Annotated in this window: 13 protein-coding genes; 12 read left to right on the forward strand and 1 reads right to left on the reverse strand. The window is 45.5% G+C overall.

Annotated features, from left to right (window positions below):
- The first annotated feature begins 137 nt into the window (after positions 1-137).
- From AC4MRV_RS10720 to AC4MRV_RS10775, 12 genes are all read left to right on the forward strand, one after another.
- Positions 138-1,715, forward strand: coding sequence for an arylsulfatase (locus AC4MRV_RS10720; RefSeq protein ID WP_491187338.1), 1,578 nt, complete (start codon positions 138-140; stop codon positions 1,713-1,715).
- Positions 1,716-1,962: 247 nt separating this feature from the next.
- Positions 1,963-3,258 (forward strand): anaerobic sulfatase maturase, encoded by a 1,296-nt coding sequence (locus tag AC4MRV_RS10725; protein WP_491187339.1) that lies wholly within the window; start codon positions 1,963-1,965, stop codon positions 3,256-3,258.
- 8 nt (positions 3,259-3,266) lie between these two features.
- Positions 3,267-3,785: a hypothetical protein gene (locus AC4MRV_RS10730; protein ID WP_491187340.1), complete on the forward strand. Its 519-nt coding sequence runs from the start codon at positions 3,267-3,269 to the stop codon at positions 3,783-3,785.
- The gene (locus AC4MRV_RS10735; protein WP_491187341.1) at positions 3,782-4,765 is read left to right on the forward strand and encodes a HEAT repeat domain-containing protein; all 984 of its coding nucleotides are present in this window, start codon (positions 3,782-3,784) and stop codon (positions 4,763-4,765) included. The genes AC4MRV_RS10730 and AC4MRV_RS10735 overlap by 4 nt, the downstream gene beginning before the upstream one ends.
- A complete protein-coding gene (locus AC4MRV_RS10740; RefSeq protein WP_491187342.1) occupies positions 4,758-5,717 on the forward strand; it encodes an AAA family ATPase in 960 nt (319 codons plus the stop codon). The genes AC4MRV_RS10735 and AC4MRV_RS10740 overlap by 8 nt, the downstream gene beginning before the upstream one ends.
- A gap of 9 nt (positions 5,718-5,726) precedes the next feature.
- Positions 5,727-6,677 carry a DUF58 domain-containing protein gene (locus AC4MRV_RS10745; protein WP_491187343.1) on the forward strand — a complete coding sequence of 317 codons (951 nt, stop codon included), beginning with the start codon at positions 5,727-5,729 and terminating at the stop codon, positions 6,675-6,677.
- Positions 6,667-7,170, forward strand: coding sequence for a DUF4381 domain-containing protein (locus AC4MRV_RS10750; protein WP_491187344.1), 504 nt, complete (start codon positions 6,667-6,669; stop codon positions 7,168-7,170). Before AC4MRV_RS10745 ends, AC4MRV_RS10750 begins: the two co-directional genes overlap by 11 nt.
- A complete protein-coding gene (locus tag AC4MRV_RS10755; RefSeq protein WP_491187345.1) occupies positions 7,163-8,185 on the forward strand; it encodes a VWA domain-containing protein in 1,023 nt (340 codons plus the stop codon). Before AC4MRV_RS10750 ends, AC4MRV_RS10755 begins: the two co-directional genes overlap by 8 nt.
- Complete coding sequence (locus AC4MRV_RS10760) at positions 8,185-9,774, forward strand: vWA domain-containing protein (RefSeq protein WP_491187346.1); 1,590 nt, start codon at positions 8,185-8,187, stop codon at positions 9,772-9,774. The genes AC4MRV_RS10755 and AC4MRV_RS10760 overlap by 1 nt, the downstream gene beginning before the upstream one ends.
- Complete coding sequence (locus tag AC4MRV_RS10765; protein ID WP_491187347.1) at positions 9,767-11,026, forward strand: hypothetical protein; 1,260 nt, start codon at positions 9,767-9,769, stop codon at positions 11,024-11,026. Before AC4MRV_RS10760 ends, AC4MRV_RS10765 begins: the two co-directional genes overlap by 8 nt.
- Before the next feature lie 186 nt (positions 11,027-11,212).
- Complete coding sequence (locus AC4MRV_RS10770) at positions 11,213-12,217, forward strand: porin (protein WP_491187348.1); 1,005 nt, start codon at positions 11,213-11,215, stop codon at positions 12,215-12,217.
- A 149-nt stretch (positions 12,218-12,366) separates the two neighbouring features.
- Positions 12,367-12,645: a hypothetical protein gene (locus AC4MRV_RS10775; protein ID WP_491187349.1), complete on the forward strand. Its 279-nt coding sequence runs from the start codon at positions 12,367-12,369 to the stop codon at positions 12,643-12,645.
- Positions 12,646-12,798: 153 nt separating this feature from the next.
- On the opposite strand, the gene AC4MRV_RS10780 is transcribed toward AC4MRV_RS10775, so the two are convergent.
- Positions 12,799-14,484: an amidohydrolase gene (locus AC4MRV_RS10780; protein WP_491187350.1), complete on the reverse strand. Its 1,686-nt coding sequence runs from the start codon at positions 14,482-14,484 to the stop codon at positions 12,799-12,801.
- Between the last annotated feature and the right edge of the window lie 52 nt (positions 14,485-14,536).

The following is a 14,536-nucleotide window of genomic DNA, read 5'->3' on the forward strand; positions in this document are numbered from 1 at the left end:
AAATGACTTTATTTGCGCGCAGATCAATTTTAAACGGCTCTCTCGATTCGTACCGTAAATATACTGATTACCCCCGTAGAGAAGTTTGAATAATGGCTCATGATTTTTTAGTTTCCAAAACGTATAGGTCTGAGCTTATGTTCAAGAAGAAAACATTTTTGCAGCTAGCGGTTGGTGCGGCTCTAGCGACAACTGCAATGGCGAGCTATGCCACAACCGATGCTGAGCGTCCTAACATCCTCGCGATTTGGGGTGATGATATTGGCATGGATAACCTAAGTGCTTACACAAAAGGTCAAGCTGGCCACTGGACGCCAAATATTGATCGTATTGCCAATGAAGGGGTGTTGTTCACCGATTTTTACGGTGAGAACTCGTGTACTGCTGGTCGTTCTGCGTTCATTACAGGTCAACATCCAATCCGTACTGGCCTAACAAAGGTCGGGATGCCAGGGGCGAAGCAAGGTTCAAAACCTGAAGACCCGACAATAGCTACCATGCTAAAAGAGCAAGGCTACATGACGGGCCAATTTGGTAAAAACCACCTAGGTGATCTTGATGAGCATTTGCCGACGAAACATGGCTTTGATGAGTTTTTTGGCAATCTGTACCACCTAAATGCGGAAGAAGAGCCCGAGCATCCAGATTATCCAAAACACCCTGCATTTAAGAAAAAATTTGGTCCGCGCGGTGTCATTCATTCTTATGCTGATGGACGAATTGAAGACACGGGCCCGTTGACGAAAAAGCGCATGGAAACGGTTGATGAAGAATTCTTAACCGCGGCGTTAGATTTCATTGATCGTGCCCATAAAGAGAAGAAGCCTTTCTTTGTTTGGTTTAATTCAACTCGAATGCATGTATGGACACACCTTAAAGAAGAGTCAAAAGGCATCTCTCAGCGCGGTGGTATTTACGGTGACGGTCTAGTTGAACACGACAACCATGTAGGTCAGTTGCTTGATAAACTTGATGAACTGAACATTGCTGATAACACGATTGTTTCCTACACCACAGATAACGGGGCGGAAAAACTATCGTGGCCAGATGGTGGTACAGTGCGATTCCGAGGTGAGAAGAACTCATCTTGGGAAGGTGGACACCGTGTACCTGCAATGATGCGTTGGCCAGGTAAAATCCCTGCGGGTTCATTTGCTAACGAAATCGCCTCACATAATGATTGGGCTCCTACCTTCCTAGCGGCAGCAGGTGAGAACAACATTGTTGAAAAGCTGAAAAAAGGCAAGAAGCTGAACGGCAAGCAGTACAAAGTGCACCTTGATGGTTACAACCTACTGCCTGCGCTAGAAAGCGGTAAAGCTACAACTCAACATAATCTGGCGTCGTGGCCACGTAAATACTACATCTACGCGACGGATGGCGGAGACATTTCAGCGGTTCGTGTCGGTGACTATAAGGTCATGTTCAGTGTAAACAACTGCCATGGGTTAGAAACATGGAACTGTGCGTTTGAGGAGCTTCGAGCACCTAAAATGTACAACCTTCGCCAAGACCCATATGAGATCGCTGATAAAGAAGGGCAGTACACCAAATGGTACATTGAACACTTGCCTTATCTTTACCTAGGGGCGGCAACAACCGCGCAGTTCCTACAGACGTTCCAAGAGTTCCCTCCTCGCCAAGTTCCTGGTTCATTTTCAATAGACCAGATTGTTGAGAAGATGAATATTTGGCAGCGCGCTCAATACAAGTAATTTGATTTTTGAGTTTTAAAAGCCCCGCATTTACGCGGGGCTTTTGGCATTTCATCGTTCTTAAAGCCTTCGATAATGCAGTAATAATACTGATTAACTATCCGCTTTAGCATTCGATAATAGCATCCATCACGGCTCTTATGGATTAAGCGACCACAGCCACTCTCTACTTGTTCTGCTGATGTGAACTTTGATGGTGGTAATGGTCTTGTTACCCAAGGAGGGTAAGGCAAAAAGAGGCACTGTAATGGCAGAATCGAAACGTACTGTTAGTCCGATGAGCGGTCTGACCAAGCGCATGAATATTATGACTAAGCCGATTGGCTCGGCGTGCAACATAGATTGCTCTTATTGTTATTACCTAAGCAAAGAAGAGCTTTTGGGGCATGAGAAGGGATGCTCGGCTCAAATGTCTGCATCAATGTTAGAGCACTACATCAAATCCTATATCGAGCAACAAAATCATCATGAAGTGGTCTTTCACTGGCAAGGTGGTGAGCCTACCTTACTCGGTGTGAACTACTTTCGTGATGTGGTTCGGCTGCAAAAGAAGTACTGTCCTAGTGGCGTAACCATCAAAAACAACCTGCAAACCAATGGCACGCTACTCAATGACGAGTGGGGGAAATTCTTAAGTAAAAACCGCTTTTTGGTCGGCTTGAGTATTGATGGCCCAGAATTGATCCACAATACCTACCGTACTAACCGAGCTGGGCGAGGTACGTTCAGACAAACGATGCGAGGAGTTGAGTTGCTCCACAAGCATCGGGTGGAGTTTGCGACGTTAACCTGTGTAAACAATATCTCAGGTGCAAACCCGTTAGACGTTTATCGATTTTTGCGGGATGTTGTTGGTTCAAAGCAGATGCAATTTATTCCAATTGTTGAGCCTAAGTCCTTTCGCAGCACTGCTCCTCAATATTGGCCGGAAGGTGAGGTCTTATTTCAAGGCATGCCACAAACGGAGCCTAGTCATCCGGAATCCATTGTAGAGCCTTGGTGTGTCTCCGCCACTCAATGGGGGCAATTCCTTTGCACTGTATTTGATGAATGGTTGGAAAATGATATCGGGAAGATCAACGTCCCTTACTTCGAAGCCTGCATAGAAACTTGGATGGGGCGCGTTAATCCTCTATGTACCTTAGCGCCAATGTGTGGCAAAGGGCTCGCTATTGAACATAACGGTGATGTGTTTGCTTGCGATCACTATGTTTATCCTGAGTTTAAACTTGGCAATATCAATGATGAACAACTTGAAGATTTGCAGTTTTCATCGGGTCAAGAAGCCTTTGGAAGAGCGAAAGAAGGATCCTTACCTAAGCAGTGCCGAGATTGCAAATACCAGTTCGCGTGTTATGGGGAGTGCCCAAAGAATCGCTTTATTAAAACCCTGGCGGGGGAAACGGGACTCAACTACTTATGTGGCGGTTGGAAGCAGTTTTTTACCCATATCGATCCCTACATATCAATGATTGTGGCAACCATGGGTTATCCCGTTCACAAGGGCATTAATGCCGAAGCAATGAAAATCAAATTCAGATAGGGCGAATCATGTTTAAGTCGATTTTATACGCGGTCAGTTTTTGTCTGGCGGTTTTTTCCTTCGCCTCTTTTTCAGAAGATGAGGCTGTTGGCTTTAATCAAAGTGCAGTGGAACTAAGTATTAAACAGGCATATCAGTTGAAGAGTGCGAGATATACAGATTTCGCCGTAATGTTTAATTTCTGCCAACAAAAGCCAACACACAGCGATTGTGGTGAAAAATATGCTCAGCTTCAAAGTGACTATCAGTGGGCTGAAGCCAACTACAAAGTGTTACTTATGGTGTGGCAGAGTGAGTTTCGTACCTTGCTAATGCCAAAAGTTAGTGAGCAAGAGTTAACACATGATTTGCAGACGCTAGGTTATGTTGAGTCTTCACAATTAAGCCAACCTGAAGCGATACAAAAAGCAACGGCCAAGTGGTTGTCAAACAATGATATGACCTACGATGGCAATATCTATCTGCTGCATCAATTGATGATTCGTACCGAAGCGATGGCCTCTTCAAGTTTGGAGAGTCAGTTATGATCCGCTTCCTGGTACCTGTTGCTTTTGGCTTGAGCGCACTGTTTTTCACTCATTTGTCTGTAGCTGGTGAAACCAGAGATGAGCGCGAGCAACAATTGGCAATAGCATCTCAAGATGAATCACTATCTATCGAACAGAGAGCGCATGCTACCGCAACTCTTGGAGAGTATTCCGGTGCCAACGCTCTCATTGCTGTTGGGCGAGCAAGCCGTTCAGAAATTGTAGACTTAAGAGTTGCGGCAATTATGGCTGCGTCGCAATGGCAAGGAAAAGCGCGTTGGGATGTGATTGAGCCCTTGCTATCGGATGACGTGGTCGGTGTCCGAAATACAGCTTTGTTTTCTTTGCTACCTCATTGGAAAAAGATGACGCCAAGCTATCAAGCTAAGCTAACGTTCTACGTGGATGGCTATTTGGCAAAGCTGACAAACAGTCTTGATGATCAACTCGAATTTGCTTGGATAGAAATGTCACTTGGTGATCATCAATCTGCCTTAGCAAGGTTGGAAAAGTTGCACAGCACAACTCAACAAACTCGTGTTGCAATTGGGTACGCTAATCTATTGAGGCGAGTTGGAGACAATCAGTCAGCAAAAGTGGTTTTGCAGCAAGCGATACAGGATAGTGAAAGCAATGCTCAGCTTCATTATCAGCTTGGGCTAATTCATTACGCCGAACAAAACCAACTGGAGGCAACTCGGTTGTTTCAGCAAGCTCACCAGTTAGAGCCGAGCAACAATGAGATCACCTACGTCTATGCCATTAGCTTAAGTGAGCAGGCACCAAAGCAAGCGGAAACGCTGTTCAACGACCTTTACCGTCGCACTAAAGATCCAGTGCACCTATACGCGTTATGCGATGTGCAACTTGCCAACGGTGAGGAAGGGGATGAATGTCTCAATACATTGCGTCAAGTAGCTCCAAAAAAAGTCGTGGAGCAACTTATCCAACAGCATAAGCAGGATTCGAATCATGTCTGATTGTCATCGCACTATTTGCCAAATATCAGAGCAAATAGACCACTACGTTGTAGGTCAACCTCATGTGACTAGAGCAATGCTGATAGCATTGCTGACAGGGGGACATGTGTTGATTGAAGGTTTACCGGGTACGGCCAAAACGCGAGCGGTAAAAGTTATGTCTCAGCTGATGGGTTTGAGCTTTGCACGCGTTCAGTTTACCCCAGACCTGTTACCCGCAGACATCACGGGAAGCCAGATTTATCAGCATGAAACCTCAGAGCTGAATTTCCAGCCAGGACCTATATTCCACTCAATGATTCTTGCTGATGAAATAAACCGTGCGCCTGCTAAAGTGCAAGCGGCTTTGCTCGAAGGCATGGCAGAAGGAACGGTTTCAACAAGTGGTACCACGATGCCGTTGCCACAACCCTTTATGGTTTTAGCGACGCAAAACCCGGTCGAGCAAGAAGGCACTTATCCGTTACCCGAGGCTCAGCTAGATAGGTTTGTGATAAAAGTAACCGTTGATTACCCAGAGTTAGAGCATGAGAAGCAAATCATTCGTCTCATGCGTCAAGAAGATAGGCAAAGCCAATCATCGCAGGATTTAGGGGCTGTCCCTGATGCATCGTTAGCACTTGAACGCGCAAAGCAAGCGGTCTTACATGTTCACGTTGCAGAGAGTATGGAGCAATATATGGCCGACCTTGTCGTAGCCACGCGTACTTCCCCCAAGTTTACCCAGTGGATTGAAGTTGGAGCAAGTCCAAGGGCGAGTATTGCACTGGATCGATGCAGCCGAGCTCAAGCCTGGTTGGAGGGACGAGACTTTGTCATGCCAGATGATATTCGTACCGTCGCCACGTCGGTTTTAGCGCATCGAATTACGTTGACGTTTGACGCCCTGTCTGAGGGGATTACTTCTCAAGATGTGATTGAAGATTTGCTATTGCACATACCATTCAGTTAGGAGGTAAGTGTGACAAAAACACCTGTGTTGATCGACCAAAGGTTGCACGCAAATTATCGGCAACTTGCTTTGATTCAGCGTCGATTCAGTCGGTTGAAACTGCCCAAAGGACAACGTGTTCTAAATCTACTTTCAGGGGCGAATCTTTCCCGTAAACGCGGTAAGGGGCTGGATTTCGAAGAGTACCGTCATTATCTCGCAGGTGACGATATTCGCGGTTTGGATTGGCGAGTGACGCTAAGGACTGGACAACCCCATGTAAGAATGTATTCAGAGCAAAAAGAACGACCATTGGTGCTTATCGTTGATTTACGACAATCAATGTATTTCGCGTCTGTCGAAGTAATGAAGTCGGTTGTTGCGGCAGAGGTGTCAGCGTTTTTGATTGGCGCATCGCAATCAGATTGTGAGCGAGTCTCAGCTCTCATTGTGACTGACGACGAACTCCTCTGGATGAAACCCACACGCACTAAAGGTCGCCTTTCAAATATTCTTCGCTCACTGGAAAAAGTGAGTATGGCGCTCAACACGCCAGCCCAGTTGCCTCGACAGAGAAAAAACTCTCTGACGTCGGCCTTGAAACTTATTAGTGGCTTTCAGTTTAAAGGGGCATTAATTGCAATAATTAGTGATTTTCATGATTGCGCTAAATGTACCTATCAAGAATTCAACCATATTTCTCGCGCCAATCGCTTAGTGTTTTGTCGTGTTCAAGATGAGGCGGAATATCAAAGCCAGCTAGAAGGGACGATTCAAGTCACCGATGGAACCGACCAAGCATCAATTGGCGCTAATGATAATCTTGCCCTACAAGCCTTGAACGAGTTTCGTTTGGATCAGCGCAGCAATTTGCATCGTTATTCTAAGGCGTTAGATACGCCTTTGTTCTCACTAGATACCTCGGGCAAGCATATCGAGCAGATGATGAGCCAGCTATCGAGGCCCACGTATGTCAAATAACAATATTTTGCTAAGAAGCTTGATAGAGCCAGATGCACCTAGCCTTGTTGCAATGCTTCCAATGGCTTGGGGCTGGAAACTTCTACTTGTTTTAATCGCAGGCATAGCCTTGTTGACGTTCTTAAAAGCGGTAAAGCGGTATCACAGAAATCACTACCGAAGGGTTGCGTTAGCTGCACTGCAAAAACTCAGGTTTCAGAGCCCAGAGCGAGTGCTATCTGGTGTTAACTCATTACTTAAGCAAGCCGCTTGTCATGCATATCCGTTGTCGAAAGTCGCGTCTTTGCAGCAACAGCAATGGCTGGCATTTCTTGGATACTCGCTACGCCACTCAAAAGCGGAGGTGGATTTCATTCAACCGCTCTTTCTTCGCTGGCAACTGTCCCTATATAAACCTTGTGAGACTCAAGAGTGGAGCCAGAAGGAGTTAGAGGTGCTGATTGATTCGGCCTCGATTTGGATTAAGCAACATCGCTGGGGGTACCATGATTGAGTTTGAGTTCCCATACGCATGGTGGTTGCTGCCATTGCCTTGGTTGGTGTATCGATTGTTTCCCCCACATCGCTCAGCATCTCTATCAATAAGAGTGCCTCACTTTACTAACTTAGTGGCGGCACTGGGCGTCGAGAAACATAAAGAGGGGGCTGTAGTTCAAAGCCAGTTGTGGCAAAAATGGCTGATTTTGAGCAGTTGGATCTTACTAGTGGCTGCTGTGGCCAAGCCTGTGACACTTGGAGAAAGCCAGACTCGTGAACTCTCTGGGCGCGATCTCATGATTCTGGTCGATTTATCAGGGTCAATGGCAACGCAAGATTTCTCAATAGATGAAGGAAAGCCTATCTCTCGTTTGCAAGCAGCGAAACAAGTACTTGGGGAGTTTAGCCATCACCGCGCAGGTGATCGGTTTGGCCTTATTCTGTTTGGTGACAAAGCTTATGTTCAGTCGCCGTTTACTGCGGATATGCCAGCTTGGAACGTGCTGTTGGATGAAGCTGAAATTGGTATGGCGGGCGAAAGCACTCGGTTAGGAGATGCAATTGGGTTAGGGATCAAAGTGCTGCAAGGTGAGCAAAACCGATTATTGTCATCACAAGATAAAACGTCCAAAGCCAAACCTGTCATGATATTGCTGACCGACGGGAATGACACTGACAGCTTGGTTCCACCTCATGAAGCGACCAAGATAGCGAAAGCAAAAGAGATAACACTCTATGTCATTGCAATGGGTAGTTTAGATACTACAGGTGAAGAGGCTTTGGATATGGATGGCATGCATGAGTTTGCTAATCAAACCGGTGGCTTGGCATTTTTGGCACAGTCTAAACAAGAGCTGGAAGAGGCGTACGGGGAAATTGACCGACTTGAGCCCAAGGTTTTTGAAAGCTACACCTTTCAACCTAAAGTCACACAGCATCATTGGTTAGTTGTGGCTATCTTAGCCCAATATTGGGTTTATGTTGTTGTGAGAATCATGTTTGCAACTAATCGAGTGAAAAAGGGCGGGTAATGAATCTATTTGAATCGTTTCATTTCCTTCGACCAGGTTATCTGATTCTTATCCTTCCGTTGTTGGGGGGGATGTATTGGCGAGTACAGCGAGTTTCGAAGCATACGGCTTGGTTAAACGCGTTACCTAAACATCTAAGAAAGGCGTTAATAAAGAAGCCCAGTCAATGGAGAAACCAGTTGCCATTGATTGGGGCTTTTGGGTTAGCGTTACTTGCGATATTCGTGAGCGCAGGACCAACTTGGTATCGAATGGCGTCGCCTTTTAGTGAAGATATCGCGCCATTAGTGGTTGTTTTGGATGTATCCAAGAGCATGCAACAGCAAGATATTGCGCCAAGCCGTCTCTATATGGCGAAGCAAAAAGTTCGGACTTTGGTGGAGCAGCACAATAAGGGAAAGGTGGGGTTAGTCGTGTTCTCGGGAAGCGCGCATATTGCCATGCCACTGTCACAAGATAAATCCGTGCTTTATTCAATCTTAGAAGAGATAGAACCCTCGGTAATGCCAAGAGAAGGCAAGTTCTCTCACTACAGTTTACCGTTAGTTGAACAACTGATGCAGGAGCAAACGCATGGTACGGTTTTGTTGGTGACGGATGGTATTACTGAGCAATCCTCGAGACACTGGCGCGCCTATTTTTCTGCTTATGAAGACCAGCTTGTCGTCTATGGCGTGGGCAAAAAGAACCACACTCTAGGGACCCCGTTGCAGGAATCTAAATTGCGTCATCTTGCCGCTAGTGTTGGAGGGGAATATCACTCCATTCGCATAGATAACGAAGATATTGAAGAAATCATCGCCGACATTAGCAGTTACGCCAAACTCCAAAGTGACTCGACACTTCCTTGGTATGATGCTGGCTATTGGCTTCTCTGGCCGATGATCCCTTTATTGTTGTTGTGGTTTCGCAGAGGGTGGCATGTTCAATGGACAATGTGTTTAGTGATACTTTCAAGTATGACTTTTCCAAACCAATCACTGGCGGCAAATTGGCTTGACCCTTGGTTGACCGCTGATCAGCAAGGTCAATATTACTTAAACAAAGGTCTACACGAGCAAGCTGCCGAATCGTTTGATTCTTCAGAACACAAAGCGTATGCCTATTATTTATCTGGAGATTATCAGAAAGCGCAAGCTTACTACTTACAGCTTGATAGCCTGAGTTCTCGTTTAGGTGCCGCAGCAGCGCTGGCTCATCAGAGAGAATATGTGGCAGCGAGGCAACTGTATCAAGAGATTGTCGCTGAATACCCGCAAAGTTCGGATGCGCAACATAACCTGCAACTAATGAACTCCATCATTCAACAAATCAACGATTTTAGTCAAAGCCAAGCTGAAAACGGAGAACGCCAATCAAGTCGAGAAATAGGGGAAGAACCGCAAACTTCCGATGGAGTCGAACAGGTGGTAGAGCAAGACCAACTGATCGAACAACAGTTTGATGCACAGATGTTATTGGCAGATCAAACGCTTCAGGATAAATGGATGAAGCGCGTGCAAAGTGATTTGAGCCAGTTTATGCAGCTAAAGTTTCGCCAGCAGTTAGAGCTAGGCGTTGCAACAAACGAGTGGCATGCCAATGATTAGAAAATGCTCACGTACTGTTCAATACTGCATGTTGTGCTGGGGTAGCCTGATTGCTTGTTTTGCAAACGTTCAGGCAGCTCAGCCTTTTCCAACGTTACAGCTAGACGAAAGGGCGACAATTCAAGTCGTTATTGAGCCTTCAAATGAACTCCATCCTTTTCAGCAAGCCAAGCTAAACGTTGTTCTGACAACGCCAGGTTGGTTTTCTAAAGGGACTAAGATTGATGCTTTCACTATCCCTGGTGCTTTAGTCGTTAAGCGCAATCCATTTGCCTTTAATGAGACAGTGCAAATACATGGCCGAACGCATGTGCGTCAAACATGGGAATGGGTCGTGTATCCATTAGATGCTGGGTTATATAAGGTGCCGAGTATTGTTGCTAATGTCACAACGAAATTGAGTGATGGCATATTTGATGAGCCGCTAGTCAGTGAGCCGCTGGAATTTGAGGTAGAAAGCTCGTCAAAAACTGAAGGTATTCAGTATCAGTTTGCCAGTAGTAGCGTTTCTCTGACGCAATCTTGGCAAGTTGTAGGCGGCAGCGAAAAAGCGTTGTCAGGTGAACTGAATATTGGAGATGCCCTTATTCGCAAACTCACGATGACCGTACAAGATAGCAGTGTAATGTTGTTGCCAGATCTTGCTGAAGAGATAGATAGGATGTCAAACGCAGACAGCCATACGCGAGTGCTGAACAGTGTTGACGGAGGAAATCGAGGGGACTATTTCGCTCAGCAAACCATAGAGACAACCTATATTGTAAAACGGGCAGGGGAATTCGTTGCTCCAGAAATCGAGGTGACTTATTGGGACACGGCGCAGGGGAAAACAAAAACAGTTGCGTTTAGTGAGCAGCGCTATCAAGTGCGTCATACAGCGACGAGTTTTATAAAGGCATACATATTTGAGTTCTTGCTTATCTTGATGGTGCTCCCTGTGCTGGTAGCAAGCTTGAGTCTAGTTAAGAAAAAATACCTGGAGCTTGAAGAAACGTGCCTACTTAAGCTGCACGTTAGATTTCTTCGTGCTTGGGTTAGAGGCAGCGTTGATGAAGGGTTGTTTATTTTTTATCAATATCGACTACGTTACTGTCAGGTGTTGGGAATCGGAGCACTGCTTTTGCAACCTGAGCTCTTTCAACTCTGTTACCGATGGCAGCAAAACAAGCAGCACGCATCGCCTCTTACACGTTACCAGTTATGGCAGCTATGGAGAAAGCGGCGCAGCGGGTCTAATGGAATAACCGAATAACACAATAATTGGGAGCTCACTATTGAGCTCCCATTTGATCTTGCTCTCACTGTTATTTAAAACGATGTTTTATTGCAGTAGATTTACTGTATGTATTCAACGGCCAAATACCCAGAATAACTACCAACAGACAAGCAGCGTTGTTCAGCCTTCTTGAACAAGCATAAAAACACTAAAGGTAGTGAAATGAAAAAAACAATTCTGGCACTTCTCATCGCTTCGACGGCTACTTCAGCATTTGCGGTTCAAACAAGTTCGCAAAACAGCAAGCCAGCATTTGATTTTGATCCAGTGCATAAAGATCAGTTCTCGGTATCAGGCTCATTTGGCCTTGGCGGCTACTACGATACTGAATCAGACGCGTTCTACGATGATTGGGCGACAGGTCTAACACTGGCAGTGAACTACCGTAACAACCGTTTAGTTGGTTATGTGGAAGCTGACCTGCAGTTGAATTGGACTACCGATAACAACACTAATCCTTGGGATGTGGAAACTGGTTTCAATACGGACATCGACAAAGCGTGGTTAGGCTTTGACACAGGTGTGGGTATTGCTTCGTTTGGTTGGGAAAATGATACCGCGCTAGATAAAGTTGATGGCGCAGGCGACATGACGTATGAGTTTGGCGCATCAGCGGGTGATGCAAGTGATGCATTCAATGTAGTCAAGTTCCAAGGTGCGACGTCTGGTTTTGCATACGGAGTTTCTTACTTCGAAACGGAGAACAAACACTCTGATGCAGACAAAGGTGTGAACGGTTATGTTGGCTTTGAGCACGATATTTTCAACGTGTATGCTGGTTATGAAGATCGTGATGTAGCTGATTACCAAGTGGTTTCTGTTTCGGGTAATGCAACATTTGGCGCTGTAAAAGTGGGCTTCAACTCTTGGATTGACGAAGGCAAAAAAGACGTAGAAAAGAATACCTCTGACTTTAAGAACACAGGTTACTACTTGTCAGCAGCGTACACGCTTAATGAGCAACTGACCTTAGCTGCGGGTTATGCATCAGACACAACTGAAGAAGATAATGCTGCAGACATTGATAAGAGTTACTACAACGTTGCTGCAATGTATACATTAAGCGACAAGGCTGACATGGGCATTGATATCAAACGTGACATCGATGCTGGTGAAGGTAATGACGAAGAAACGTACGTATTTGCTGCTGCATACTACTACTTCTAACTCCTAGCTCTCGACAAGTTGGCTAAGAGAGCCGTTCTCTTAGCCAGCTAACCTTATAGTTCACCTTCTTATACCTAACAAACTCCACTGTCTTTGGGTTAATCGCCACACTTTTTGTCCTTTGAGTGTGGCTTTTTTTAGGAGCCAGTATGCTGGTCAATATTACTTCTTCAGGCACTGTTTACGGTAACGCCACCACATTCAATTTAGAGCGTAACAAGCAGGGACAGTACGAACTGGTTAGACGTGACGTTCAAGGAATAGGTAAACCTTTCAATCGCAACAATCGAGTTTATGTCGAATGTATTGAAGAAGTGCGGAGCAAAATGGAATCGGGGGATTACTACGTTATCTTGACTAGTCATAAGTTTAACATTCCACGCCGAGTTGCTAGACCATTTAGCTCTTGTCAGTTGATTACGTTGTGACGACATCTGAAAACGAAACTACTTTAATACTCAGCGGAACAGAAAGTGGACAACAAACTATCCTCAATGTCTGACTTAACGCTTAGTTAAGCAGCTCATAGGCAGGGCAGTTAGGCAAAGCTGAGTTGCCTCACCTAACCACATATTTAAAAGTTAGCTCTTGTTACTTGTATAAATTGGTTCGCCATCTTTTATAGTTTCGAGAACTTGAATCTTATTGATATCCTCTGGCGCAATCTCTAGCGGGTTGCTGTCCAAAATAACAAAATCAGCACGTTTCCCTACTTCAATTGTCCCTTTCGTACTTTCTTCGAAGTTTTGATAAGCGGCATTAATGGTTAAGGCTTCCAATGCTTGGTATGGGGTAATCTTGTGGTGCTCGCCTAGAGTTTCGCCACTTCGTGTTACGCGGTTTACTGCGCTCCACATATTGGTCATCATGTCAGGAAACAAAACGGGAGCATCCATGTGAATGGTAAACAGTAGATCATTTGAATTTGCCCACCCCATCGGTGAGATGTTTGATGCTCGCCATGGTCCTAATACCGAACTCTTATGAAAATCTCCCCAAAAGTAGGTATGCGCTGGGAAGAACGATGGAATCATGCCGTTTTGCTTCATTCTTTTCACTTGATCTAAACGAGTTGTTTGCGCGTGAATAACTACAGTTCGGCGATCTTCTGTACCAAACATATCGTCAGCTCGCTCCACCGCATTTAGCAAAATGTCTGCAGACGCATCACCATTTGAATGGCTGAGTATCTGTGCCCCCTCTCTGTAAGCCATCTCTACCCAATGATTCATTTCTTCCTGGCTGAGTACAGGGTAGCCGTGGTAGTCGTAAGCATGGCTGTGTGGTGGCTCATAGTAAGGTGTTGATAAGTAAGCCGTCTTACCTTGAGGTGAGCCATCGCCTACCATTTTTACACCAGCAAGAGTCAAGCCATTGATGGTGGATTTCATTGGCATCAGTTCAATCGCTTCTTCTAAATCCACCCATTTAGCATAAGCGAGGAGATCGATCTTCATGAGATCATTTTCAGCCATGGTTTTCATTGCGCGTAGCGCTGGCATGGTAGCGAGCCCTTCTTGCGTAGTTGTTATGCCGTAGCTAGCGTACATATCTTGCACTTTACCAAAGCGGCGAATCGCATCCTCTTGGGTCATCTCAGGTAGATTGCCTAAAATCGCATATACGGCGGATTCTTCTAAAACTCCGGTCATTTCACCATTCTTATCGCGGCGAATAACCCCTCCTTCAGGGTTTGGGGTTTGACTTGTATAGCCGATAAACTCTAGGCCTTTACTGTTACATGTCGCTAGGTGCCCTGAAATATGCACTGCGCAGAAACGGTAATCACCGGTAAATTTGTCGAATTCCTCTTTGGTAGGATGACGTTTTTCGTTGAGCTCGGCATCATCATAACCAAAGGCGACATGCAAAATGTCTTTATCCAAATTTGGCTGCGCGAAGTAGCGCGTCATTTGAGTGCGAATGTCTACGATAGAATTGGTACTACCCATAGGAGATGGGTAAAGGAACTCGCTCTCAATCAATGGTAGGTACTGTGCAAAATGACCGTGGCTATCAATAAAGCCGGGAGCGAGCGTCTTACCTTGAAGATCGCGTACATAGGTGTTTTTCCCTTTTTGCTTTAGAACATCTTGATTAGAACCAACAGCAACGATATTCCCATCCTTAATTGCCACCGCTTGTGCGCGCGCGTTCTCACCTGTCACAGTGACAACATCACCATTGGTTAGAATAAGGTCCGGTGCAGCAATGACCATAGGTGAAGCAACAAGGTAAGCCAGCAGAGTAAGGGGAAATCTTTTCATTACGTCCTCTTCTTTTTGTCTATTTAGTGAACTGGCTACAATTCTTTCATGC

The sequence above is a fragment of the Vibrio sp. genome, assembly GCF_984391705.1.

What these genes read in the sequence shown, in the direction of transcription:
- AC4MRV_RS10720 (WP_491187338.1), top strand. Translation starts at nt 138, where the DNA reads ATGTTCAAGAAGAAAACATTTTTGCAGCTAGCGGTTGGTGCGGCTCTA.
- AC4MRV_RS10725 (WP_491187339.1), top strand. Translation starts at nt 1,963, where the DNA reads ATGGCAGAATCGAAACGTACTGTTAGTCCGATGAGCGGTCTGACCAAG.
- AC4MRV_RS10730 (WP_491187340.1), top strand. Translation starts at nt 3,267, where the DNA reads ATGTTTAAGTCGATTTTATACGCGGTCAGTTTTTGTCTGGCGGTTTTT.
- AC4MRV_RS10735 (WP_491187341.1), top strand. Translation starts at nt 3,782, where the DNA reads ATGATCCGCTTCCTGGTACCTGTTGCTTTTGGCTTGAGCGCACTGTTT.
- AC4MRV_RS10740 (WP_491187342.1), top strand. Translation starts at nt 4,758, where the DNA reads ATGTCTGATTGTCATCGCACTATTTGCCAAATATCAGAGCAAATAGAC.
- AC4MRV_RS10750 (WP_491187344.1), top strand. Translation starts at nt 6,667, where the DNA reads ATGTCAAATAACAATATTTTGCTAAGAAGCTTGATAGAGCCAGATGCA.
- AC4MRV_RS10755 (WP_491187345.1), top strand. Translation starts at nt 7,163, where the DNA reads ATGATTGAGTTTGAGTTCCCATACGCATGGTGGTTGCTGCCATTGCCT.
- AC4MRV_RS10760 (WP_491187346.1), top strand. Translation starts at nt 8,185, where the DNA reads ATGAATCTATTTGAATCGTTTCATTTCCTTCGACCAGGTTATCTGATT.
- AC4MRV_RS10765 (WP_491187347.1), top strand. Translation starts at nt 9,767, where the DNA reads ATGATTAGAAAATGCTCACGTACTGTTCAATACTGCATGTTGTGCTGG.
- AC4MRV_RS10770 (WP_491187348.1), top strand. Translation starts at nt 11,213, where the DNA reads ATGAAAAAAACAATTCTGGCACTTCTCATCGCTTCGACGGCTACTTCA.
- AC4MRV_RS10775 (WP_491187349.1), top strand. Translation starts at nt 12,367, where the DNA reads ATGCTGGTCAATATTACTTCTTCAGGCACTGTTTACGGTAACGCCACC.
- AC4MRV_RS10780 (WP_491187350.1), bottom strand. Translation starts at nt 14,484, where the DNA reads ATGAAAAGATTTCCCCTTACTCTGCTGGCTTACCTTGTTGCTTCACCT.